Here is a 24,329-nt window from a genome sequence, read left to right as displayed (position 1 = left end):
CGGGATCGCGTAGGACGGCGCCATGCCGTCCGCCCTGCCCACGATCCTCCTCCTCGCCGTCCCTCTGGCCGCTGCCCTCTCGGCCGGGCTGATCCTGCGCCTGTTCCCGCTGCTGCAGCGCTACGCCCTGGCGCGGCCGAACGCCCGCTCCAGCCACACCGTGCCGACGCCGCAGGGGGGTGGGATCGCCGTGGTGACCGCGCTGGTCACGATCTCGGGCCTGCTGATCGCGGCGCCGGAGATCGGCGGCCGGCCCGACTGGATCTGGCTGGCCGGCTGCACCCTCGCCCTGGCGGTCCTGGGGGCCGTGGACGACGTGCGTCCGCTGCCGGCCGGCCTTCGGCTCGTCGCGCAGGCCGTCGCAGTCGGCCTGCTGGTCTGGCACCTGGACGGAAGGCTGCTGTCCGATCTGCCCCTCGGGCTCGAACGCGGCCTCGCCCTCGTCGCAGGCCTGTGGTTCGTGAACCTGACGAACTTCATGGACGGGCTCGACTGGATGATCGTGGCGGAGTTCGTCCCGGTCTCCGGCGCGCTGCTGCTGTTCGGCCTCGCCGGTCTCCTGCCGCCGCTGCCGACTTTGATGGCGGCCTGTCTGCTGGGTGCGCTACTGGGCTTCGCGCCGTTCAACCGGCCGGTGGCAAAACTCTTCCTCGGGGATGTCGGTGCGCTGCCGATCGGGCTCGTCACCGCGTGGCTGCTCTGGCATCTCGCCGTGGCGAACGACTCGGCGGGCGGTCTCGCGGCGGCCCTGTTGCTGCCGCTCATCTTTCTCGCCGATGCCAGCCTGACGCTCGCCGCCCGGGCCCGCCGGAGGGAGCGGATCTGGGAGGCGCACCGGAGCCACTTCTACCAGCAGGCCACCGTGAACGGCCTCAGCGTCCCGGGCGTGGTGGGGCGGGTCTTCGCGATCAATCTCGCGCTCGCGGCGCTCGCAGCCGCGACCTTGTTTTGGCCGTCCTGGCCGGTCACCCTCGCGGCACTTGCGGCCGGGCTCGCCCTGGTCGCGGCCCTGCTCCGCCGCTTCGCCCGCGCTCCGGCGCCGGCCTCCGAAGGTGCCGCCCACCCGTGACCGGACTGATCGCGCTCACCGGGGCGACCGGCTTCATCGGCCGCCATCTGCTCGCCGACCTCACCGCCCGCGGCTACCGGGTGCGGGTGCTGCTGCGCCGGCCGACCGCCCTGCCGGAGGGCGCCGCGAGCGCCGTGGTGGGTGACCTGACGCGCCCGATCAACATGGCCGCGGCGCTCGCCGGCGTCGACGCGGTGGTGCATTCGGCGGGCCTCGCGCACGCCATGTCGGGCGCCCCGGAGGACGATTACCGCACGCTCAACACCGAGGCGACGCGCAAGCTCGCGGAGGCGGCGGCGCGCGCAAAGGTGCGCCGGTTCGTGTTCCTGTCCTCGATCCGCGCCCAGGTTGGCCCGAGCGCACCGAACGTGGTCGGGGAGGGCGATCCCGCAGCACCCACCGACGCCTACGGCCGCTCCAAGCTGGAGGCCGAGCGGGCACTGGCCGAGACCGGTCTCGACTGGGCCGCCCTGCGCCCGGTCCTCGTCTACGGCGCGGGCGTGAAGGGCAACATGGCCGCGCTCCTGCGGCTCGCCCGCAGCCCCTACTGGCTGCCGCTCGGCAGCCTCGCGGCCCGGCGCTCGCTAATCTCCTTGGAGAGCCTGTCGGGGGCCGTCGACACGGTCCTGCGGGCGCCCAGCCCCGTGCAGGCGGCCCTGATCGCGGCCGATCCGGATCCGCTCAGCCTGCCCGAGATGATCGCGGCGCTCCGTGTGGGCCTCGGGCGTGGCCCCGGGCTCGTCCCAGTGCCGGCCGGCCTCCTCAAGCTGGCCTGCCGGATGACCGGCCGAGATGAACAATTCGCTCGCATCGCCGAGGGGCTGGTGGCCCGCGCCGACGGCCTGGCCGGTCTGGGCTGGCAACCGGCGGGCTCGACCCGGGATGGGCTGGCGCGGCTGGCACGGGCGGGCGGCTGAAGATCCCGGGATTCCAAAGGGATCTTCCCTTTGGCGGGCGTCGGGCAGAGCCCGACGGACTTTCCAGGGCTTTGCCCTGGACCCACGAAAGGGATGATCCCTTTCGAAACCCGGCTACGCTGCGCTCATCGCGGCAGCCGGCGCGCTGCGCGCTACCTGCTGCGCATGGCGCTCGCGGAAATGCGGCACCGCCGCCTCGAACACCGCTTCAGCGGCAGCCCGGTCGCCGGCCGCCACAGCGGCGCGCAGCGCGGCCACCCAGGTGTCGAGCCGCGCCCGGTCGGCGAAGATCGGACGTGCCGCCATCACCCCGTCGATCCCCGCAAGCGCCACGCGGGGCTCATCCCGGGCGAACAGGATCTCGTTCAGGCGCTCGCCGGGCCGCGCTCCCGTGAAGGCGATCTCGATCTCCGCGCCGGGCTCGAAGCCCGCCAGCCGGATCATCCGCTCGGCGAGGTCGGCGATGCGCACCGGCTGGCCCATCTTGAGCACGTAGACGGCAGCGCGCTCGGAGTCCGGCGCGGTGCGGGCCTCGGCATCCGCGTGGGAGGCGGCCGTCAGGACGAGGTCGCAGGCCTCGCGCACGGTCATGAAGTAGCGGACCATCTCGGGATCGGTCACCGTCACAGGGCCGCCCCGGGCGATCTGCGCCTTGAACACCGGCACCACCGAGCCGGCCGAGCCCAGGACGTTGCCGAACCGCACGGCGATCAGCCGCGTGGGGTGACCGGGTCGGGCGGATTGCTCGGCGTCCAGCGCCTGGGCGACCATCTCGGCGAAGCGCTTGGTGACGCCGAGCTGCGAGACCGGTTCGATCGCCTTGTCGGTGGAGATCATCACGAGCGCCCGGGCGCCGGCCGCCACCGCGGCCTCGGCGACGTTGATCGAGCCAAACACGTTGGTCTTGATGCCCTCCTGCCAATCCCGCTCCAGGTAAGGCACCTGCTTCAGGGCGGCGGCGTGGAGCACGTAATCCGGCCGGAAGTCTGCGATCACCTGGTGCGTCCGCTCCCGGTCGCGGATGTCGGCGAGGACCCCCGTCACCATGGCCTCGGCGGCCAGGATCGCCGGGTGGGTGAGGATGCCGTGCAGAGCCGGCTCGGACGCGTCGAGCACCAGCACCGCCGCCGCCCCGAACGCCACGGCGCGCAGGCAGATCTCGGAGCCGATCGAGCCGCCGCCCCCCGTCACTACAACCCGGCGGCCGGTGAGGAATGCCTCCAGGCGTGCGCGGTCGATCGGCACGGTCGGGCGCAGGAGCAGGTCCTCGATCTCCAGCGGCGCCAGTTCCGGTCCCTGCGCGCCCTCGCCGAGGCCGGCCACCCGGGCGAGCGGCAGGCCGAGCCGGCGGGCGCGGGCGATCAGGTCGTCGGGCGAAGCCTCCGGCACGAGGGCGCTCGGCGTCGCCACGAGGCGCCGCACCGGTTCGCCCCGGGCGGCGAGATCGGCCACCACGCGTTCGAGATCGGGGAAGCCGCCGAGCACGGCCACGCCGCGCATGAACTGGCCGCGCTCGTCCGCCCGGGGGGAGAGGATGCCGCGGGGCGCGAGCTTCTTCACCGAGCCCGCCTCGATCGCCCGGATCAGCACGTCGATATCGGCCCCGCGCCCGAGGAGCAGGGTCGGGACGGTGGCGGCCCGGGCGCTCGACTGCCGGGATCGGGTGTCCTTGAGGTAGCGGAACGCGAGCCGCGCGCCCCCGAGGAAGAAGATCTGCAGGACCCAGTAGAGCAGGATCGCGATCTTGCCGAAGAAGTAGAAGCCGTAGAGATCGGCCGAGACGAGGACCCAGTCGGTCACCAGCAGGGCCAGCGCCAGCACGCTCGCCGCCCGGACGATGCCGGCGAGATCCTGCAGCGAGGCGAAGCGCCACTTGGTCCGGTAGAGCCGGAAGCGCGCGTAGACCAGGCCCGCGAAGGCCAGGAACGGCGGCAGCAGCAGGGGCAGGGCGTGCAGGCGCTCGTCCAGCATCCCACCCTGGAAGCGGAACAGGAAGGTGAGCACCACGGCGGCGGCGGTCGCCGCGAGGTCGTGGGCCACCATCACCGCGGTCTTGTAGAAGCGCTGCTGCATCGGAAGCCGGATGGGGTGCCGCGGGGTATCCGCTGCGGCCCCCGTCCTGTCAACGCACCGCAGCCGGAGCGCGCCGAACGGACGCGCGACCGTCCGGTGGTCTACTTGACGAACCCGCCGGAAAAGCCGGTCTTGAAACTCTTCTGGTAAATCCGGCCCTTGATCGGATCGAGCTTGTCGACGAGAAGCAATCGGACACGCTCGTTGAAGTCTTCGGTGGTCACGGTCTGTGCTCGACCGGTGATCAGGGTTCTGGCCATCATCGCCTCCGCATCGTCGCCCAGGGCACAGGATCGCGCGGAGGGTTGTTTAGACTTGGGATGCGGGTAGGCGATTACAATTGTAACGGGTAACAAACCGGGTCAATCAGGTCAGGGCTCGGGCCGCTTCCCCGGCGGCATCGTCGACCCGGTCGATGTCCGGGGCGTCGATGTGCCGGTAGCGGGCCTGGATCAGCCCGAAGGCCCCGAAGGCGGCATGGCCCGCCGCCACGAGCCCTAGCAGGATCGAGCCGTAGGGCTGGGCGCGCAGCAGCGCGAAGGCCTCGCCGAGCCCCTTGGCGTCGGAGGAGCGCTGGTGCCATGCCGCCGCGACGAGGAATCCGCCGATGATCAGGAAGGCCAAGCCCCGCGCCGCGTAACCGAAGCGCCCGATCGGCCCGGCCCAGCGCGCACGGGCCTGGGCGTCGAGGGCGAGCCGGTCGGTGACGTCCCCACGCCACGCCTTCCCGAGGAAGCCGAAGCCGCCGCCGACCACCGCAAGGCCGGCGAGCGCCACGAGCCAGCGGCCGAACGGCTTGGCGAGCAGCCACGCGGTGCCGTCGTGCATGCCGTCGCCGCCGCTCAGGCCGAGCCCGAGGCTCAGCGACGCGGCGCTGGCGGCGAGGCCGACATAGAGCGCGGCGCTGATGAGATGCGCGCCGCGCACCGCCAGACCCTTCATCCCGGTGCCCCGCCGGTCGGCATCCGTGACGGCCTCGACGAGGCGCCAGAGCGCGAAACCGGCGAGCCCCAGGGCGATCAGGCCGACGATCGCCGCGCCGAAGGGTCCGGCCAGCACGGTGCGCAGCGCATCCTTGCTGTCGCCGGCCCGCCCGCCCTGCCCGAGCGCCGCCAGCAGGGCGAGGCCGCCGACCACGAGGTAGACAACGCCGCGGGCGCCGTAGCCGAAGCGGGCGACGCGCTCGATCGTGTTGCGGCCGCCGGGGAGGGTGCTCATGCCGGGATCTGGGATGCTCGTCGGATGCGGACCCGATCAACGCCCGGCGGCGCGTGCCCGATCCGTTGCCGGCACAGGGACCTGCGCGGCGCTACATCGGCGTGCGTTCGGCCCGGCCGGTCAGCGCCACGTAGAAGCCGAGCCCGTCCTGGGCCGGCAGGGTTTGCAGGCGCTCGATCAGGCCGCGGCGCTTCGCATCGAGGAGCAGGCGCCCCGCCGGCTGGAACAGGGTCTCGCCGCCGCCCTCCGGGGGTGGATCGAGCCGGATCGCCACGGTCTTGCCCTTGGCGAAGCGGCTGCGCTCCAGCATGTCCTTCAGGGAGGCCTCGGCGGTCGCCCGGTTGGTGCCGCGCAGGTCGAGCACCGATTCCGCGTCCGTCACACCGAGGGAGCCGCGCAGCTTGGCTGCGTAGAAGTCTTCGAAATGGGGCAAGTCGGTGCCTTGGTGCTCTGCCGGGCCGGGGAGCCGGCCCTTGCGTCGGGTGGGGCTCAGGAGGTGAGCCCGCGATAGATGTCGCGCACCGGCACGGCGCCATCAAGCTCCGGCAGCGCCACGGTGCCGTCGAGCCCGAAAGCCGTGCCGCCCCAATCCTCGGCCCCCCGCCGCCAGACCTCGACCCGGGCCTCGTCGGAATAGACGATCAGCAGGACCTTGAGGCTCGGGACCGTCCGGTAGAAGTCGAACTTGCGCCCGCGATCCAGGCTCACGGTCGAGGGGGACAGCACCTCGGCGACGAGGAGCGGATCCGCGGCATAACCGTCCGGCAGGGGCGGGCCGCAGCGCACCACCACGTCGGGGATCGGCGCGAAATCGTCCATCGCGTCGCGCAGGATCGCCAGGCCCGGCATGGCGCGGCAGCCACGGGGCTCCGCCAGCGCATCGAGGCGTCCTGCCAGATTCATGACAATGCGCTGATGCCGCTCGCCCGGTGGCGCCATCAGCACCGGCTCGCCGTCGAGCAACTCCCAGCGCTCGTGCTCCGGGCGGGCCTCCACCCAGCGCCGGAACGTCGGCACATCCATTCCTGCATCGCGCTTCACGGCCAGAGCCATCGCCGACCTCCGATCCGCTTCGAGGGTAGCACCGGCGCGGCGGCCCGCACCAGCGCCGGTTCAAAAGGTCACGCGGTCGTAGATCTCGGCCACCGGCAGGGTGCCGCCCAGTTCCGGCAGGTCCACGACATCCTCCGGCCCGACCACCCGCATGATCCAGTCTGCATCGCGGCGCCAGACCTCGATCCGGGCCTCGTTCTGGTAGACGATCAGCAGGGACTGCAGACTCGGCACGGTGGCGTAGAAGGCGAGCTTGCGGCCCCGATCGTTGGTCATGGTGCCGGGCGAGAGCACCTCGACGATCACCAGAGGATCTTCGACGAAGCCGGTGGGCGGCATCGGCCCGCAATGGACCACAACATCCGGGTAGGGTGCGTAATCGTCCATGGCCGCGCTGAGGATCGCCAGACCCGGATAGGCGCCGCAACCGCGCGCTTCGGCCAAAGAATCGAGACGCTTGACGAGGTTCGTGACGATGCGCTGGTGCCGGGCGCTCGGGGGCGCCATCAGCACCGGCTCGCCGTCGAGCAGTTCCCAGCGCTCCTCGTCCGGGCGGGGCTCCACCCAGCGCCTGTATGCGGCGACGTTCATGCGCGCCTCGCGCTTCACAGCCAGTGCCATGCCGGCCTCCGATCGCGACTCGGAGGTTAGCACGGGGCGGCCTGCGCGACGACAGAGTCAGTCGGCGTATTGCTGGGCGCGCGTCGCACCGGCGATCAGGAAGCGCTGCGGATCGACCGGCACGCCGTCGATGCGGGTCTCGTAGTGCAGGTGCGCCCCGGTGGAGCGCCCGGTCGAGCCGACGGAGCCGATCGTGTCACCCGCGGCGACCCGCTGCCCGGGATAGACCGCGATGCGAGCGAGATGGCCGAACCGGGTGGTCAGGCCGTGGCCGTGATCGATCTCCACCATGTTGCCGTAACCGCCCGCGGCCTCGGCGGCGATCACCCGGCCGGGGGCGGTGGCGCGGGCGGGCTCGCCGTAGTCTGCCTTGAGATCGAGCCCGGTGTGGAGCGCGAGGCCGCGTGTGAACGGGTCGAGCCGGGTTCCGAACGGGCTCGACACGGTGGCCGCGCCCCGGATCGGCCGGCCCAGGGGCAGGCCGGCGGTGGTCCGGCGCAGGCGCTCGCCATCCGCCAGGGTCCGGCGGGCCAAAGCGAGGCTTGCCTCGAAGCCGGCGCCGTCCAGGACGCGGCTGTCGAGGGGGACCAGCGGGCCGCCGACGCCCGCGGACGGCGCGTCGAAGCGCGCGGGATCGAGACCGGTCCGGCGGATCAGGCCGTGCAGCCGCCGGACCTCGTCGCCGGCCCGCGCGGCCAGGCCGGCGAGGCGCTCGCCCTGGGCCGCCTGCAGGCCTTCGAGGCGGGCCTCCAGGCGGATCAGCCCGGTCTCGACGTCGAGGGCGCTCCGGCGCGGCAGGGTGCGGGCGGACTCGGCCTCGTCGTCGGTGCGCAGATCAGGCTCATCGTCGACCGGTGCGCGGTTCGGACCGGGGCGCGGGGCCAGCGCACCGGTGGCGATCGGGTCGGGGAGCGTCTGCCGCGTGAGCTCGGCCAGGGCGGCGGCGCGCCGCTCCAGCTCGGCCTGCCGTTCGAGCGCCGCTGCGACGCGGTCCGCCAGCCCGGTCTCCGTACCGGCCTGGTCACGTCGGTCGCGGTCGATGTGGTCGCGGAGTTCGGCGAGCTGCGCCTCATAGGCGTCGCGCAGCGCCGCCTGCCGGGCCACGAAACCGGCCAGCACCTCGTCGTGGAAGACGATTAGGTAGGTCGCGCCCAGCGCCCAGAGGAGCGCGAGCGCGAGACCCGCCGCCAGCCACGGCGTAGCCCGGGGTGGAAGACGCGATGAGATCTTGGAAACAGGCATCGGGACGGCCCCGCGAGAGCCGTCATTCAAGTCTGAGTAAGGTTAAGGATCCGTCGAGGGCTGTATCGGCGCCGCTCGTCTTGCCTCAAGAAAGCGCCCGAGCGGCCTCCAGCACCGCCTCGGCGTGGCCCGGAACCTTCACCTTCGGCCAGATCTTCGCGATCCGCCCCTTGCGGTCGACCAGCACGGTGGTGCGCTCGACGCCCATATAGGTGCGCCCGTACATGCTCTTCTGGACCCAGACGCCGTAGGCTTCGAGCACGCCCTTGTCCTCGTCCGAGGCGAGCGGGAAGGTGAGCCCGTACTTGCCGCAGAACTTGTCGTGGCTCTTCACCGGATCCGGCGAGAGGCCGACGATCTTCGCATCGGCCTCCGTGAAATCCGGCAGCAGGCGGTTGAAGTCCTGCGCCTCCAGGGTGCAGCCGCTCGTGTCGTCCTTCGGGTAGAAGTAGAGCACGACTTTGTGACCCTTGAGCGCGGACAGCGCGATCCGGCCGCCCGCAGAGGCGGGCAGGTCGAAATCCGGGGCCGGATCACCCTCTGACAGCGGCATCGTGCCTTCCTTTCGGCCGAATGATGATGTGCAACCGATCCCGTGCCCGGCACCACGCAGACGCGCCGCGCACGCCCGAGCCAAAACCGGAGTCGCAGCCGCTGTAAAGCGCGGAGGCGGTTCGATCCACCGGCCGCGGAGCCAGCGGGCTCTGCGGTCAGAATCCCCAGAACAAGGGTCCCGATGGCGGACGAGACGACCTCGGCATGCAAGCCCCGGGGGAGGGCACGGCGCGTAGGCGGGTTCTGTCTCGTGAGCGCGCTCGCCCTGGTGCTGGTTCTCGGCGCCGGGATCGGCCTCGTGGCCCTGCGTCTGTCGAACGGGCCGCTGCAGATCGACGGCCTGTCGCGCCGCGTCGCCGCCGCCGTGGCCGAGCGGATCGGCCCGGGCTGGAGCATCGGCATCCGCGGCAGCAGCCTTGAGATCGACCGCGAGAACGCCCTGAGCCTGCGCTTCTCCGGGCTCGACATCCGCAACCCGCAGGGCGACCTCGTGGTGCGCGCGCCCCTGGCGCTGGTCAGCCTCGACCTCTGGGGTCTGCTGCGGCTCAACCTGCAGCCGCGCTCCATCGAGTTCCGCGAGACGCAGACCACCGCCCTGCTGCACCGGGACGGCTCCATCGCCTTCGCGGCCTCGGAGGCCAACCACCCGGTCGACATCCAGCCGCATACGCCGCCGAGCGTGGACGCGGTCCGGGGCAGCGTGTCGCCGCTTTCGGCCGCCATCACGTCGATCTTCGGGGTCGTGCTCGATTCGAGCGGCGTCGTCGGCGCCCTCGACCGGGCCCGGATCACCGATGCGCGCCTGCGCCTCATCGATGACGACGGCCGTGAGCGCGCTGTCTTCGCCCGGGTGAACGGCCTGTTCGGGCGCGATCCTGCAAACGGCACACGCACCTTCGAGCTGCGCCTCGACGGACCGCACGGCGAGTGGCGCTTCGGCGGCGCCCTGCGCGACGGCGGAGACGGGCAGGAGCGCTCGGGCGTCATCACCCTCGACGACCTGCCGGTGACCGATCTGCTGCTGCTCTCGGGCCAGTCCGGCCTGCCGCTGACCACCGACCTGAAGGTCTCGGCCCGCGCCGACGTGAGCCTCGCGGCCGGGCGCATCAAGACGATGTCCGCCAAGGTTCATACCGGCGACGGCACCTTCCTGATCGAGGAGAAGGACTTCAACCCCGTCACGGTCGAAAGCCTCGACGCGAATCTGAACTGGGACGAGGCCGGCCGCGTGATGGCGCTCACCGGCCTGGACTATCGCGGAGCCGGCAACGCCGTGCACCTGACCGGCGCGTGGGCCGGCAGCCCGGCGGACGCCACCACGGCCTGGACCGCGACCCTCACGAGCCGGGACGCGACCCTGCGCGGCGCGACGCCGAAGGACGCCCCGGTGAAGATCGACGCGCTGGACGCGCAGCTCTCCGGCCGCGACGGCGGCATCGCCATCGACGCGCTCACCCTCGCCGCGCCGGGCGTGACCGGGACGATCACCGGGACGATCGGCACCACGGCCGACGACGGCGGTCTCAACCTCCACATCGTCGGCCATGACGGCGAGGTCCGGACGGGCCTGCGTCTCTGGCCCGAGCATATCGCGCCGCCGGCCCGGACCTATCTGGTGGACCAACTCCGGCGTGGCCGCGTCGACTCGGTCGACATCCGGGTGAAGATGTCCGGGTCGGTGCTAGCCGCCGCCACGCGGGGCGAGCCGGCGCCGGACGACGCGGTCCATATCGACTTCCACGTCTCGGATGCGGCGATCGACGTCACCGCCGATGCGCCGCCCGTGACCAAGGGCAACGTCGTCGGGACCATCACGGGGCGCTCAACCAACGTGCGCAACGTGACCGCGGAGGTCCACGGGCCGGACGGGCGCGGCCTCGCGATCACGGATGGCAGCTTCGTGATCCCGCAGATCACCCCAGAGCGCGTGGTGGCGCAGATCGGCATGCGCCTCTCCGGGGGCGCCGACGGGATGGCCTCCGTGCTCCAGGCGAAGCTGTTCAAGAGCGTCATGAGCGTCGATCTCGACCCCGCCACGATCAAGGGCAGCGCCGACCTGCGGGTCGATTTCCCCCTCGACCTCAAGCACATCCCCGATTTGCCCGACCTGCCGGTGACCCTGACCGGCACGCTGGCCGACCTTTCGGTCGACAAGGTCATGGGCAAGGACCGGCTGGAGGCGGGCAAGTTCTCCCTGGCGTACGATCGCGGCGCCTTCAGCCTGAAGGGCGACGGCCGGGTCGCGGGCGCGCCCATCTCCGTGGACCTGCGCCAGCCGAAGGTCGGCCAGCCGGGCGAGGCAGTCGTCAACGTCGCCCTGGACGATGCGGTACGGGGCCGGAAGGGCCTACCGACCGCGCCACAGCTCACCGGCACGATCCCGGTCCGGGCGGTGGTGCCGATCGGCCGGCCCGGAACCGGCAAGCCGCCGATCCGGGTCGAGGCGGATCTCGCCAAGGTCGGGATCGATGGGCTGCTGCCGGGACTGACGAAGCCCGTCGGCAAGCCGGGACGGCTGACCTTCACCCTGGTGGATGGCGGGCAGGGCCTCGAACTGCGCGACTTCGCCCTCGACGCAGCGCCGGCGCAGGCCCGCGGTATCGTCACGATCACGCCCGAGGGGACCCTGGAACGGGCCGATCTGACGAACGTCAAGCTCTCGCCCGGCGACGACCTGCGGGTCAGCCTAGACCGGACCGGCAGCGGCTACAAGGTCGTGGTCCGGGGTGCGGTGGTGGATGCGCGCCCGTTCCTGAAGTCGCTCGGCGGACCGGACGGGAAGGGCGGCCGGGACGCGAAGGATGCGAACCCCAAGGACATCGACGCCGACATCCAGGTGCCGATCGTCACGGGCTTCAACGAGGAGGCGCTGACCGGCGCCAACCTGCGGCTGTCGCTGCACGGCAAGACCCTGCGGGCCGCCACCATCACGGGACGCTTCCGCGCGGCGCCCTTCGCCGCCACCGTCACCCGGGGCGAGCGCGGCGTGCCGACGCTGGCGGTGGACTCGGCCGATGCCGGCGCAACTTTGCGCTTCGTCGACATCTACCGGCGGATGTATGGCGGGCGACTCAATGCCGGGATCGGCCTCAACGACGGCCCGCAGGCCGGCGTCGTGCAGATCCGTGATTTCACCCTGCGCAACGAACCCGCCCTGTCGAGCATCATCGCGCAGGGTCCGGAGCCGACTGACACGGACGCCGCCCGCGGCCGCCGGGTCGCCCCGGGCCGGGCGGCCGGGGACGTCACCTTCGACCGGATGCGCGCCAACTTCGTCCGCACCGGCAGCCGGGTCGATTTCAGCGACGCCGCGATCTCGAATGCCGCCATGGGCTTCACCCTGTCGGGCTGGCTCGATACCGGCCGCGAGCGCACCCTGATCGACGGCACTTTCGTGCCACTCTACGGGCTGAACAACGTCGCGTCGCAATTGCCCCTGCTCGGCCCGCTGCTGGGCGGCGGCCACAACGAGGGGCTGTTCGCGGTCAATTTCCGCGTCTCGGGCAAGCTGGCCTCGCCGGATGTGAGCGTTAACCCGCTCTCGGCCATCGCCCCGGGTTTCCTGAGGAAGCTGTTCAGCGCCGGGGGCGGGCCGTTCGCGGACGGGATGCCGGTGCCGCAATAGAGCACTGCGGGCTCGAGCGCGCCGCCGGGTTTGCTGCGCGCAACAAAAAAGCCCGGCGCGGCAAACCGCACCGGGCCGGAGCCAGTCCCAAAAGAACTACTTCTCGACGAAGGCTTTCTCGATCACGTAGTGGGCCGCCTCGCCGTGGTTGCCCTCCTCGTAGCCGCGGGAAGTCAGGAGTTCCCGGGTATCGCGGATCATGTCGGGGCTGCCGCAGAGCATGAAGCGATCGTTCTCGATCGACATCTCCGGCAGGCCGATGTCGGAAAAGAGCTTGGCCGAGACCATCAGGTCGGTGATCCGGCCGCGGTTGCGGAACGGCTCGCGGGTCACGGTCGGGTAGTAGATCAGCTGGTTCGAGATCATCTCGCCCAGGAACTCGTGCTTGGGCAGCGTCTCCGTGATGGTCTCGCCGTAGGCGAGTTCCTGCACCTGCCGGCAGCCGTGGACCAGAACGACCTTCTCGAACCGGTCGTAGGTCTCCGGATCCTTGATGATCGACAGGAACGGCGCCAGCCCCGTTCCAGTGCCGAGCAGGTAGAGGTGCCGGCCGGGCAGGAGGTTGTCGAGCACCAGCGTGCCGGTGGGCTTCTTGCCGACGATGATCGGATCGCCGACCTTGAGGTGCTGGAGCTTGGAGGTCAGCGGCCCGTCCTGGACCTTGATCGAGAAGAACTCCAGTTCCTCCTCGTAATTGGCCGAGACCACCGAGTAGGCGCGCAGCAGCGGCCGGCCCTCGATTTCCAGGCCGATCATGGTGAACTCGCCGTTGCGGAAGCGGAACGCCGGATCACGGGTGGTGCGGAACGAGAACAGGTTGTCGGTCCAGTGGTGGACCGACAGGACGCGCTCCTCGTAGAACTTGCTCATCGACGGATCAGTCCTCGAATCCTCTGATGCCCGGTGCGGCAGATCCTCGCCGTCCCATCGGACGGGGGCGGATCCATGCGAGACGGCCCGCCGGGATCCGGATGTCAAACATATGCGCGCTGCTTCTTTCGCAGTTGCAGCACGCGCGTCAAGGCGCGCCGGGATCACACTCGCGAAAGAAGTGAACGGCCTGGAATCGTTCGAATATTTAACATCCTTGCGGACTGGCTACAGCCGCGCCGCGGACATGGGAGGGTTGCCGCCGGCCGCGGCGTTCAGGCGACGGGACCGGGGCGTAGCGGCTTCAGGCCGGCCTCGATCTCCGCCCGGCGCGGTTCCAGGAACGGCGGCAGAGCGAGGCGCTCGCCGAGGGTCTCCAGCGGCTCGTCGGCCGTGAAGCCAGGCCCGTCCGTGGCGATCTCGAACAGGATGCCGTTCGGCTCCCGGAAGTAGAGGCTGCGGAAATAGTAGCGGTCGACCGGCCCGCTGCTCGGCACCCGGGCGGCCCGGAGCCGGTCGGCCCAGGCGTCGTAATCCGCATCCGGGATGCGGAAGGCGACGTGATGCACCGCCCCGGCGCCCTGTCGCGCCGGCGCGGACGGATCAGCCAGGAGCTGGATCTCGGCGGCCGGGCCACCGGGGCCCATGGCGTAGACCTCGACCGGTCCGTCCTCCGTCTGGAACGCCCGGTCCCGCCGGAGGCCCAGCACTTGGGTCAGCACCGCGGCGGTGCGCCCGAGATCCGGCACCGCGAGCCGGATCGGCCCGAGGCCGCGGATCTGGTAGGCGGCCGGCACCGGTGAGCCTGCCCAGGGATGCTCCGGCCCGGTCCCGCCATCATCGACCAGGGCGAGGCGTTGCCCCTCGGGATCCTCGAAATCCAGGGTGAGGCGCCCGTCGCGTAGGACGGGCTCGGCCTCCACGATCCTGGCCTCGCGCAGGCGCGCATGCCACCAAGCCACGGCGCCTTCGCCCGGGACGCGCAGATGTGTCCGGATGATGCTGTTCGAGCCCCGCCGCTCCCGGGGCGCCGGCCAGTCGAAGAAGGTGATGTCGGTCCCGGGGCTCGCCAGACCGTCTGCGTAGAACAGGTGGTAGGCCGAGACGTCGTCCTGGTTCACGGTCTTCTTGACGAGGCGCAGGCCCAGCGTGCCCGTGTAGAACGCGACGTTCTCCGCCGCGCGGGCGGTCACCGCGGTGAGGTGGTGGATGCCGGTGAGCTGCATGGGGGTCCGGGGGTTGGCGGCGATCCGGCTCAGGTGGGGATTGGAGCCCGGGTTGCGAGGGCAGGCGGTCCAGGGACCGCTTCAGCAGACCTCAGACTGCGCTCACTGAGCTCACATCAGGGCGTGATGGATCTTTGCGCCCGTCATCATCAATTATCCGCGCCCAGTCACGGTTTGCGAGCCGTATGGCGAACACGCTGCACCACGATCTCGTCGTCACCGACGAAATGGTCGATGTGGTAAGGATAGGGCGTGAGGAAGAGGCGCCGCACGCCGAGCATCGACGTCCGCGCCCCCACGTAAGGATGATCCCGCACGACTGCGATGAGCGCTGTCAGCCGGGCTTCGACTTTAGCCGCGCCTTGCGGGGACTGCGTCGCGATGTGGCTCAAGGCGCGGTCGATCTGCTGCAAGGCGCGCCGCTGAACTTGCAGCTTCAAAGGCGATATTTGGACAGGACGGCCTCGACTTCGGCCGCCGTTGCGAAGTCCCCGCGCATCCTCTCAGCCTGCGCCTCGACGAGACCGGCAACTTCATCGGCCGTGAGTTCGATCACCGCCTCGTCCCGGCCTGCATAGGCCAGCACGAGGCGCGCAACCTCATCCTGCATCTCAGGCGACAGCGCGCGGGCGGTTTTCATCGCCCGATCCAAGAGGTCGGTCATGCCTTTAGTATGCACCGATCACCGGCCGAGAAAAGCGGCCCAGTCCTCAGAGCCCGACCGGACGCCCCGCGGCCACCACCAGCATCTTGCCGTCCGCGAAGGTCCGCGCGGCGGCCCGGCGGATGTCGGCCTGCGTCACGGCCGCCACCATCGCGTTGCGCCGGGCGATGTAGTCCATGCCCAGTTCCTCGAAGGCGATCTGCACCAGCTGGTGCGCGATCTTGGTCGAGGTGTCGAAGCCGAGCGCGTAGGAGCCGGTCAGGTAATCCTTGGCCTTCTGCAACTCGTCGTCGTCCGGCCCGTCCGTGATCAGCCGGCCGATCTCGTCGCCGATCACCGAGAGCGCCTCGCCGACGCGCTCGTTCTTGGTGGCGGTGTAGCCCCAGGTCATCGCGGCCGAGCGGTGGCTGACCAGCGAGGTGCCGACCGAATAGGCCAGCCCACGCTTCTCGCGCACCTCCTGGAACAGGCGGGACGTGAAGGCGCCGCCGCCCAGGATGTGGTTCAGCACGTAGGCCGGGATGAAGTCCGGGTCGCGCCAGGGCACGCCGGCCATGCCGAAGCGGATCACCGATTGCGGCACGTCGAGATCGACCACGATGCGGCGGCCGAGATCCTGCACCTCGGTGCGCGGCACCGCCTTCAGCTCACCGGCCTCCGGCAGCGCCCCGAAGGCACGATTGAGCCCCTCGGCGAGTTGCTCGGCGCCGATCGCGCCGACGGCCGCCACCTTCACCCGGCCGCGCCCGATGATGCGGGCATGCATCGCCAGCAGGTCGTCCCGGGTGATCGCGGTGACGCTCTCGACCGTGCCCGAGGAGGGACGGGCGTAGGGGTGGCCGGCAAAGGCCTCCTTGAAGAAGCGGCGGGAGGCCAGAACCCCCGGATCGTTCTGCTGGTAGCGCAGGCCGGCGATGACCTGGCCGCGCACGCGCTCGATCGCGTCCGGGTCGAGGCGCGGCTTGGCCAAGGCCAGGGCGAGGAGCCCGATCGCCTCGTCGGCGTGCTTGACCAGCATCTTCAGCGAGCCGCCGATCGCGTCCGGCCCGGCATGGAAGGAGAGCTCGATCGCCCGGGCGGCCAGCCGCTCCTGGAACTGGTCGGATGTGAGGTCGCCCGCCCCCTCATCGAGGAGCCGCGCCAGCATCTGCGCGCAGCCCGACTTGCCGGCCGGATCCTGCGCCGCACCGCCCTCGAAGGTGAAGGCCAGGGCGATCAGCGGCACGACGGGGGATTCGACGTGCCACGCCTCGATGCCGGGGGCGGTCACGACCGGCAGCGCCGTGGTGGGCGAGCTGGCGGGGGTTGCGGTCTCGACCAGGGTCTCGGTCAAGCTCATGGGAACCTCGTATCTCTATCTCGGGCGACGGCGGAGCGGGCCAAGGCTCCCGGACGGCACGCCCCGGCGCGGCCCCGAACAGGGCCGCCGGGACGTCGCAGGGGTTACTCGGCGGCCATCGCGACCGGGGCGTCGGGATCCTGCGCCTTCGTCAGGTAGCCGGTGATCGAGCGGGCCGGGGTCAGCCAGCGCTCGGCGGCGTTCTTCAGGCGGTCCTGCGTCACCGCCTCAATGTCGGTCGGCCACCGGCGGACCTCCTCGATGGTCTCGCCGATCGCCAGCGCCGAGCCATAGATGCGGGCGAGCGACGACTGGCTGTCGGAAGAGTAGACCGTCTCAGCCACGAGGCGGGTCTTGGCCCGCTCGATCGCCTCGGCGTCCAGGGCTTCCGCGGGCGCGCGGCGCAGCACCTTGTCGACCGCCTCCTCCAGCTTCTCCAGGGGCACGCCCTCGGCGGGCACCGCGTAGACGGAGAAGCGGGTGTCGTCGATTGCCGAGCCCATGTACCAAGCGCCGGCATTCACCGCGAGGCCGGTCTCCATGACCAGCTTGCGGTAGAGGTAGGAAGTCGAACCACCGCCCAGCACCTCGGCCAGCAGCTCGAGGTCGTGGCAGCCGCCGTCCCGGGCGGTGATGCAGGAGGGGGTCAGGTAGAGCCGCTGCAGGGTCGGCTGCTCGACCTTCGGATCGGCCACCGCGACGCGGCGGAGCGCCTTTGGCTCCGGCTCCCGCGCCCGGACACGCTCGGGCCGGGCGCCCTGGGGTGTCACACGGCCGTAGGTGGTCTCGGCGAGACGTCGAACCTCGTCCGGCGTGACGTCGCCGGCCACGACCAGGATGGCGTTCTCCGGCGTATAGAAGCGCTTGTAATAGGCCAGCGCGTGCTCGCGGTTCAGCCCCTCGATCTCGTGCATCCAGCCGATGATCGGGATCCCGTAGGGGTGATGCACGAACAGGCCGGCCGCCATCGCCTCGGAGAGCTGGGCGGAGGGGTCGGTCTCGACCCGCATGCGCCGCTCCTCCAGCACCACGTCGCGCTCGGGCGCCACCACGGCGTCGTCGAGGACGAGGCCGCCCATCCGGTCGGCCTCGAATTCCATCATGGTGCCGAGGTGATCCCGGGCGACCCGCTGGAAATAGGCGGTGTAATCGTAGCTGGTGAAGGCGTTCTCCTGGCCGCCGAGGCCCGACACCGCCTTCGAGAAGGCGCCAACCGGGTGGTTCTCGGTGCCCTTGAACATCAGGTGCTCGAGGAAGTGGGCGATGCCCGACTGGCCGAGCGGATCATCGGCCGAGCCGTTGCGGTACCAGATCATGTGGGTCGCCACGGGCGCGCGATGGTCGGGCACCACCACCACGTCGAGGCCGTTGTCGAGGGTGAAGGCCGTCACCTCGGGCCCGCCCGCCTCGGACCGCCCGAACGGCGCGGCATCACCCCGGCCGGCGCTGGCGCCGAAGGCCGAGCCCGGACGCCGCGGGAAGAGGGGGGGCGTCGCCGTCCTGAACAGGTGCATTCCGCTTTCCTTCTGCCGGCCCCGTCACCCGACGCCGCGCGTCGGAACGCCTGTGCGGATCGGGGCCGTCCTGGTCGCCGGCGCGCAAGAACCGCACCGGGACGATCATGTCATGTTGCCATGCCGTGGCGCCGTTGCAACAGCGACACGGCGTTCCGGTTACTGCTGCGCGCGCTGTCGGAGGTAGGCCCCGGGATCGGACTCCTCCTTCTCGCGGCTGGCATTGTTGATTGGGTCGTTCGACGGCGGGCGCGCCAGCTTCTTCGGAGACTGCCGGTAGCCGGTGGGCGGATCCGTCAGCACGTCGCGGTTCGGCTCCACGTCGGAGGGCTCGGCGTTGGCGCTCTTGCCCTTGAGCAGGTCGAACGGGCTGAGCAGGCTGTCGTCGCGGTTGTTGTCGCCGGGCTTGCGCTCGGCCTCCGTGGTCAGGCTCGCGCCGGCGCGGCGGCCGTTGCGCATCTCGTCCACGGAAAGCGTGGCGTTGTTGTCGTCGTAGCGGCCCTGGGCTTGGGCGCCCTTGGGGTTGCGCCGCTCCTTGGCGGCACGCTCGCGCTCGGCAATCTCGGGGTCCTTCGGCCACGCGGTGCTGGTGGAGCGGGCCCGGGGCTGGGGCAGGGCCTTGCCGTCGAGCTTGGGCGGCATCACCAGGGGCGGGCGCTCATGATAATCGATCGGATCCTGGCGCTTCTCCAGAAGGCCGATGCCCGACAAGGCGTCGCGCATGAACTCGCCGCGCTCCTGCGCCTGGGCGCCGACCGAGAGCAGCGGCGTCAGGGCGAAAGCGGCGGGGAGGAGGAGTCGAAGCCTGCGATGCCCGGTCATGCTGCCTCACGGGTTCCGGCCGGGGCGTCCGGCTCGGGGATGGCCGCGACGCGGCCTGATCCAACAGGTCCCGGCCTGAGACCGGTTTCCGGCGATCGTATGGCGCCTTGACCACGCCCTGCTCGCGTGGGGCTGTCGCCCGGTTGCTGTGCTGCGCGCATCACAGGCGCGTCGCCGTGTCGCCGGGTGTGGTTTCCCCCGGGCGCCGACCGGCCGGGACCAAACTGTCGAGGATCAGACCGATCACGCCGGCCACGATCGCCGCGTCGGCGATGTTGAAGACGTACCAGGACCATCGGCCCGCATGCAGGTGCACGAAGTCGAACACCGCCCCGTAGACCGCCCGGTCGATGGCGTTGCCGAGCGCCCCGCCGACGATCAGCCCAAGGGCGACGGCCAATAGCCGCGAGCCGGCCCGGCGCATCCAGAGCCCGAGACCCAAAGCGGCGGCGAGCGACAGGGCGACGAGCAACCAGCGCCCGAACCCGCCCTCCTGCTGGAACAGGCCGTAGGAGACGCCCCGGTTCCAGACCACCACGAAGTCGGCGAAGGGGGCGAGCCGCCAGGGCTGGGTTAGGACGAGGTCGGTGCCGACATAGAGGCCGAGCTTGGAGGCTTGGTCGAGGAGGAGGGTGAGGAGGAGGGCCGTGAGGCCGGCGCGGAAGGGAGTCATGAGCGGCCAACCAAACGCGCGTCTCCCTCCCCCCTCTGCGGGGGAGGGTACCCTGCGGAGCAGGGGGGGAGAGGGGAGCGACGGCGCAGGAAGAGGCTGCGTCCCTCACGAAGGCTCCGCCCCTTCCGGAAGCCGGGTTCCCCTCTCCCGACCCCCTTCGGGGGCCACCCTCCCCCGCAGAGGGGGGAGGGTGATGTCGCGGGTGTGATCACGCCGCGCTCGCCTCCGGATGCGCCGCGTCCCACTCGCGCAGGGCCTGGGCGTCGCGGGGCGTCACGTCCGGGTAGTCCGGATCGCCGCCCACCTCGGGGCTGACTCGCCAGGAACGGGCGCATTTGCGGCCCTCGGCCGGGCTCGGCACCACGGCGACGCCGCGCACCTCGTCGAGCCGGAACGCGTCCGCCGGACCCTCCCCCGCCACCACGGTAATGTCCGAGGTGATGCAGGTATCGGCGAAGTCGCAGCCCTCCAGCGCCGTGAGCAGCTCCGGATCGGCCACGTAGACTTGCGGGGCCGCCTCCAGGCTCGCGCCGATGCGCTTGGCCGCACGCTCGATCTCTAGGGCACCGGTCACCACCCGCCGCACCCGCCGGATTTTTTGCCAGCGCTCCGCGAGGGCGGGGTCGAGCCAAGAGGCCGGGGTCTCCGGCAGGGTCTGGAGATGCACCGACCCATCCTCGGACGGGTAGCGCTCGAGCCATGCTTCCTCGGCCGTGAAGGCCAGCACCGGGGCGAGCCAGATCGCCGCCCGCCGGAAGGCCTCGTCGATCACCTGCAGGGCCGCCCGGCGGCGGACCGAGGAGATCGGATCGCAGTACAGGGCGTCCTTGCGCACGTCGAAGTAGAAGGACGACAGGTCGCCGGTCATGAAGCCGTTGAGCAACGCCACCACCCGCTTGGTGTCGAAGGTGGCGTAGGCCTCGCGGATCTCGCCGTCGAGCTCGGCCAGCCGGTGCAGGATCAACCGCTCCAGCTCCGGCATGTCTTTATACGCCACATCGTCGCCCGGGACCCGGTGGGCGAGGGAGCCCAGCATCCAGCGCAAGCTGTTGCGCAGCTTCCGGTAGGTCTCGGCGAACGTCTTGATGATCTCCGGGCCGATGCGCAGGTCGTCGGTATAGTCGGAAGCCGCGACCCACAGGCGCAGGATGTCGGCGCCCGAATCCTTGATGACGCTCTGCGGCGCGACGACGTTGCCCTTCGACTTCGACATCTTCAGGCCCTTGCCGTCGAGCACGAAGCCGTGGGTCAGGACGATGTCGTAGGGCGCCCGGCCGCGGGTGCCGGAGGATTCGAGCAGCGAGGACTGGAACCAGCCGCGATGCTGGTCCGACCCCTCGAGATACATCACCCGGTCCCGCCCGCCGTCGCGGATGCGCGTGACGCCGGCGAGACCCGGAAAAGCTTCTGGATCGTCCAACACGAAGGCGTGGGTCGAGCCCGAATCGAACCAGACGTCGAGGACGTCGGTGACCTTCTCGTAGGCGGCCGGGTCGTGCTCGGGCGCGAGGAAGCGCTGCGCGGCATCGTCCCGGAACCACGCATCGGCGCCCTCCGCCGCGAACGCGTCGCGGATGCGGGCGTTGACGGCCGCATCCTTCAGGATCTCGCCGGTCTCCCGATGCACGAACACGGTGATCGGCACGCCCCAGGCACGCTGGCGCGACACCACCCAGTCCGGCCGGTTGGCGACCATGCCGGTTATGCGGTTCTTTCCTTGAGTCGGCACCCACTGGGTGTCGTCGATCCCCTGGAGCGCCACCTCGCGCAGGGACCGGTTGCCGAGCGAATCCACCGGCCTGTCCATGGCGATGAACCATTGCGGCGTATTGCGGAAGATGACCGGCTTCTTGGAGCGCCAGGAATGCGGGTACTGGTGGCGCAGTACCCCGCGGGCGACGAGGGCCCCGGCCTCGGTCAGCGCGGCGATGACCGCCTTATTGGCGTCGCCCTTCTCGCCCTTGTCGGTGAGGACGCGCTTGCCCTCGAAGCCCGGAGCGGCCTTGGTCAGCGCACCGTCGGCATCCACCGTGTAGGGGATGGTGGGGTCGATGCCGCGCTCGGCGAGCAGGCGGCCGCTCGCCATCCAGAGCTCGAAATCCTCGCGGCCGTGGCCCGGGGCCGTGTGGACGAAGCCCGTGCCAGATTCGTCGGTCACGTGGTCGCCGTCGAGCATCGGCACCGCGAAGTCGTAGCCGAGCTTCGCCAGCGGATGATCCAGGGTGAGACCGGCGAGCACCTCGGGGCGCACGTCGCCGACGCGCTCGAACGCCTCGACGCGGGCGGCCTTGAACACGGTCGCCGCCAGGGTTTCGGCGAGCACGTAGGTCTGGCCGGGGGTCGCCCAGTTGTCGGCCGGCGCCTCGGTGACCCGGTACAGGCCGTAGGCGATCTTTTTGGAATACGCGACAGCGCGATTGCCGGGGATCGTCCAGGGCGTCGTCGTCCAGATCACCACCCGGGCCTGGGCGAGGTCACCCTCGGCGCCCGAAACGATCGGAAACGCACAGAAAATCGTGTCGCTGACGTGCTCCTCGTACTCGACCTCCGCCTCGGCCAGAGCGGTCTTCTCGACCACCGACCACATCACCGGCTTGGAGCCGCGATAGAGCTGGCCGCTCATCGAGAATTTCATCAGCTCGTCGGCGATCACGGCCTCGGCCGGGTAGGCCATGGTGGCGTAGGGGTGGTCCCAATCGCCGGTGACGCCGAGGCGCTTGAACTCTTCCCGCTGCACGTCGAGCCACTGGGCCGCGAAGGTCCGGCATTCCTGCCGGAACTCGATCACCGGCACGTCGTCCTTGTTGCGGCCCTTGGCGCGGTACTGCTCCTCGATCTTCCACTCGATCGGCAGGCCGTGACAGTCCCAGCCCGGGACGTAGTTGGCGTCGAAGCCGAGCGCGCCCTGGCTGCGCACCACCACGTCCTTGAGGATCTTGTTGAGCGCGGTGCCGATGTGGATGTTGCCGTTGGCGTAGGGCGGGCCGTCGTGGAGCACGAATTTCGGCTGGCCCTGGCCGCGGGCGCGCAGCTTCCCGTAGAGGTCGATCTGCTTCCAGCGCTCGAGGAACAGCGGTTCGCGCACCGGAAGGCCGGCGCGCATCGGGAATTCGGTCTGCGGCAGGAACAGGGTTTTGGAATAGTCGCGGGCGGGCGCGGTCTCGGGGGTGGTCATCGGATCTCGCATCGGCGGTCGGGCCGGCGGCGGAAGGCCGGCGAATTCGGGTCAGGCGGCAGGAGGATCCCGGACCTCCGCGCGGCCACGCCGAAGCGGGCCCTCAGGCGGAGGCCGGGCCGGTAATTCGAATCGGGCGGCTGAAGCCGCGCAGGGCGCACGAAGCGGGCATGACGCGTTCTCTATCAGCCGCCCCGGCCCGAGGCCAGCGGCAGCGCGGATCACGCGCCCGTGACTTTGGATGGGACCAATCGGCGCCTGAACCGTTGACCAACACACCCTCTGCCCGCCGAGGCGGTGCAGAGCCAACCCAGATCCAGATCCGGGAGAGACCCATGAAGAAGCTTCTGATCACGACCCTCGCCCTCGCGCCCCTCGCCTTCGCGGGCGCCGCGCAGGCGCAAGGGACGGTGCGGGGCGCCCAGCGCGGCGCCGACGATGGTGCGGCCGCAGCCGGCCCGGTGGGCGGTGTCGTCGGCGGTGCGGTCGGCGCGGCCACCGGCACGGTCGGCGGCGTGCTCGGCACCGATCCGGATCCCGCCCGCCGCGCCCGCGAGGACCGCCGCGAGGAGCGGATGGAGCGCCAGGAGCGTCTCGGCCGCTAAGAGGCTTCGGTCGGTCGCCTCAGGCGGCCGGCCGCGCTTCCCGGCGGATCGTCTCCTGCGCCAGGAGGTACAGGCCTGAGCCCACCACGATCATGGCGCCCGCCACGGTCCAGCGGCTCGGCAGATCGCCGAACAGCAGGAAGCCGAAGGTCACCGACCAGAGCAGCTGCGTGTAGATGAACGGCGACAGCACGTTGGCCGGCGCCCGGGCATGGGCCAGCACCAGCAGCCAGTGGCCGAGCGTCCCGAACAACGCGACCCCGATCAGCAACGCCCAATGGGTCAGGTTCGTCGGGTTCGTCCAGATCCAGGGCAGGAGCGGGGCCATCAGCCCGAGGCCCGCGAGCCCCGTGTAGAACATGGTCGTGGCGGTCGAATCGTAGGCCGCGAGCTTACGCGTGATGATCGCGTAGAAGGCGTAGACGATCACGTTGGCGACACAGAGCAAAGCGGCCGGATGCATCCCGCCGACGCCCGGCCGCACGATCACCAGCACACCGAGAAATCCGACGCCGATCGCCATGAGCCGCGCCCGCGAGGACCACTCGCCGAGCAGCGGCCCGGCGAGCAAAGCCACGGTGAGCGGCGCGGCGAACTGAATCGAGATCGTCTCGGCCATCTGCAGGTAGCGCAGGGCCAGGAAGTTCAGGGCTGTGGAAGCGAATAGCAGGAGCGAGCGGATGATCTGCAGCGGCAGGCGCCGGCTCTTGACCACGCCCGGGGTGCGCACCGGATTGATGAACACCGAAATCATGGCGACGCTCGCCGCGTAGCGCATGAAGGTGGTGACCAGCGGATCGACGCCGCCCCGCGCCAGGGTCTTGGCGCAGGCATCGAGCCCAGCAAAGAACGCCACCGCCCCGCACATCAGCGCGATGCCGATCAGCCGGCGGCGCCCCGCAAGATCAGCCTCCGGGGCGGCGCGCGCACTGTCATCGGTGACGGATGTCGCGACCCGCGTGCTCATCGCTGCCAAACCTCGTGGAGGCCGAGAATCCTGCCACGCTCACGCGCGCCCGGGTATCGGCCGGCACGCAGGGGAACCATGCAGCCGGCACGGTCTCCCGG

General features: G+C 70.8%; 22 protein-coding genes. 4 read left to right on the top strand and 18 right to left on the bottom strand.

Features of this window, described 5'->3' with window-relative positions; genetic code table 11:
• Positions 1-22 precede the first annotated feature (22 nt).
• On the top strand, positions 23-1,069 hold the full coding sequence (locus tag BLQ49_RS14795) for an MraY family glycosyltransferase (RefSeq protein WP_091716866.1): 1,047 nt from the start codon (positions 23-25) through the stop codon (positions 1,067-1,069).
• Entirely contained in the window at positions 1,066-1,986 is a 921-nt protein-coding gene (locus BLQ49_RS14790) for an NAD-dependent epimerase/dehydratase family protein (RefSeq protein ID WP_091716864.1), read from the top strand. Before BLQ49_RS14795 ends, BLQ49_RS14790 begins: the two co-directional genes overlap by 4 nt.
• A 114-nt stretch (positions 1,987-2,100) precedes the next feature.
• On the opposite strand, the gene BLQ49_RS14785 is transcribed toward BLQ49_RS14790, so the two are convergent.
• The 8 genes from BLQ49_RS14785 to BLQ49_RS14755 all read right to left on the bottom strand — a co-directional run bounded on the left by BLQ49_RS14785 (position 2,101) and on the right by BLQ49_RS14755 (position 8,746).
• On the bottom strand, positions 2,101-4,059 hold the full coding sequence (locus tag BLQ49_RS14785) for an SDR family NAD(P)-dependent oxidoreductase (RefSeq protein ID WP_091716862.1): 1,959 nt from the start codon (positions 4,057-4,059) through the stop codon (positions 2,101-2,103).
• 101 nt (positions 4,060-4,160) lie between these two features.
• Positions 4,161-4,319 (bottom strand): hypothetical protein, encoded by a 159-nt coding sequence (locus BLQ49_RS29705; protein WP_167627708.1) that lies wholly within the window; start codon positions 4,317-4,319, stop codon positions 4,161-4,163.
• A gap of 106 nt (positions 4,320-4,425) precedes the next feature.
• Positions 4,426-5,277, bottom strand: coding sequence for a DUF1206 domain-containing protein (locus BLQ49_RS14780; RefSeq protein ID WP_091716860.1), 852 nt, complete (start codon positions 5,275-5,277; stop codon positions 4,426-4,428).
• Positions 5,278-5,368: 91 nt separating this feature from the next.
• On the bottom strand, positions 5,369-5,710 hold the full coding sequence (locus BLQ49_RS14775; protein WP_012318792.1) for a hypothetical protein: 342 nt from the start codon (positions 5,708-5,710) through the stop codon (positions 5,369-5,371).
• Between the two features lie 56 nt (positions 5,711-5,766).
• A complete protein-coding gene (locus tag BLQ49_RS14770; RefSeq protein WP_091716858.1) occupies positions 5,767-6,330 on the bottom strand; it encodes a Uma2 family endonuclease in 564 nt (187 codons plus the stop codon).
• A gap of 60 nt (positions 6,331-6,390) precedes the next feature.
• Positions 6,391-6,951, bottom strand: a complete 561-nt coding sequence (locus tag BLQ49_RS14765) for a Uma2 family endonuclease (protein ID WP_091716856.1) — start codon at positions 6,949-6,951, stop codon at positions 6,391-6,393.
• A gap of 57 nt (positions 6,952-7,008) precedes the next feature.
• Positions 7,009-8,193, bottom strand: coding sequence for a M23 family metallopeptidase (locus BLQ49_RS14760; RefSeq protein ID WP_091716854.1), 1,185 nt, complete (start codon positions 8,191-8,193; stop codon positions 7,009-7,011).
• Between the two features lie 85 nt (positions 8,194-8,278).
• Entirely contained in the window at positions 8,279-8,746 is a 468-nt protein-coding gene (locus BLQ49_RS14755) for a peroxiredoxin (protein ID WP_091716852.1), read from the bottom strand.
• 183 nt (positions 8,747-8,929) lie between these two features.
• Here BLQ49_RS14755 and BLQ49_RS14750 point away from each other — a divergent pair, with 183 nt between their 5' ends.
• Positions 8,930-12,373, top strand: coding sequence for a YhdP family protein (locus BLQ49_RS14750; protein WP_425284000.1), 3,444 nt, complete (start codon positions 8,930-8,932; stop codon positions 12,371-12,373).
• A 96-nt stretch (positions 12,374-12,469) separates the two neighbouring features.
• Here the strand turns inward: BLQ49_RS14750 and BLQ49_RS14745 are convergent, their stop codons facing one another.
• From BLQ49_RS14745 to ileS, 9 genes are all read right to left on the bottom strand, one after another.
• Positions 12,470-13,243, bottom strand: coding sequence for a ferredoxin--NADP reductase (locus tag BLQ49_RS14745; protein ID WP_091716847.1), 774 nt, complete (start codon positions 13,241-13,243; stop codon positions 12,470-12,472).
• A gap of 275 nt (positions 13,244-13,518) precedes the next feature.
• Positions 13,519-14,469 (bottom strand): ring-cleaving dioxygenase, encoded by a 951-nt coding sequence (locus tag BLQ49_RS14740; protein ID WP_091716844.1) that lies wholly within the window; start codon positions 14,467-14,469, stop codon positions 13,519-13,521.
• A gap of 167 nt (positions 14,470-14,636) precedes the next feature.
• Positions 14,637-14,909, bottom strand: a complete 273-nt coding sequence (locus BLQ49_RS14735; protein ID WP_244507600.1) for a type II toxin-antitoxin system RelE/ParE family toxin — start codon at positions 14,907-14,909, stop codon at positions 14,637-14,639.
• Entirely contained in the window at positions 14,906-15,109 is a 204-nt protein-coding gene (locus tag BLQ49_RS14730; RefSeq protein WP_425283999.1) for a hypothetical protein, read from the bottom strand. Before BLQ49_RS14730 ends, BLQ49_RS14735 begins: the two co-directional genes overlap by 4 nt.
• 70 nt (positions 15,110-15,179) lie before the next feature.
• Entirely contained in the window at positions 15,180-16,472 is a 1,293-nt protein-coding gene (locus tag BLQ49_RS14725; RefSeq protein ID WP_091716838.1) for a M16 family metallopeptidase, read from the bottom strand.
• A 104-nt stretch (positions 16,473-16,576) separates the two neighbouring features.
• Entirely contained in the window at positions 16,577-17,986 is a 1,410-nt protein-coding gene (locus BLQ49_RS14720) for a M16 family metallopeptidase (protein WP_091716836.1), read from the bottom strand.
• Positions 17,987-18,145: 159 nt separating this feature from the next.
• Positions 18,146-18,808: a hypothetical protein gene (locus BLQ49_RS14715; RefSeq protein WP_091716834.1), complete on the bottom strand. Its 663-nt coding sequence runs from the start codon at positions 18,806-18,808 to the stop codon at positions 18,146-18,148.
• Positions 18,809-18,968: 160 nt separating this feature from the next.
• Entirely contained in the window at positions 18,969-19,481 is a 513-nt protein-coding gene (lspA, locus tag BLQ49_RS14710; RefSeq protein WP_091716832.1) for a signal peptidase II, read from the bottom strand.
• 208 nt (positions 19,482-19,689) lie between these two features.
• The gene (ileS, locus tag BLQ49_RS14705; RefSeq protein ID WP_091716830.1) at positions 19,690-22,656 is read right to left on the bottom strand and encodes an isoleucine--tRNA ligase; all 2,967 of its coding nucleotides are present in this window, start codon (positions 22,654-22,656) and stop codon (positions 19,690-19,692) included.
• Between the two features lie 335 nt (positions 22,657-22,991).
• Between ileS and BLQ49_RS14700 the strand changes: the two genes are divergently transcribed.
• Positions 22,992-23,261 carry a hypothetical protein gene (locus tag BLQ49_RS14700; RefSeq protein ID WP_091716829.1) on the top strand — a complete coding sequence of 90 codons (270 nt, stop codon included), beginning with the start codon at positions 22,992-22,994 and terminating at the stop codon, positions 23,259-23,261.
• Between the two features lie 19 nt (positions 23,262-23,280).
• Here the strand turns inward: BLQ49_RS14700 and BLQ49_RS14695 are convergent, their stop codons facing one another.
• On the bottom strand, positions 23,281-24,228 hold the full coding sequence (locus BLQ49_RS14695) for a DMT family transporter (RefSeq protein WP_091716827.1): 948 nt from the start codon (positions 24,226-24,228) through the stop codon (positions 23,281-23,283).
• Positions 24,229-24,329: the final 101 nt, after the last annotated feature.

Origin of the sequence: Methylobacterium phyllostachyos (assembly GCF_900103445.1) — a bacterium.
Classification (GTDB): domain Bacteria; phylum Pseudomonadota; class Alphaproteobacteria; order Rhizobiales; family Beijerinckiaceae; genus Methylobacterium; species Methylobacterium phyllostachyos.
The sequence above is the reverse complement of the archived record's forward strand: the minus strand, read 5'-3'. Positions and strand labels throughout refer to the sequence as shown.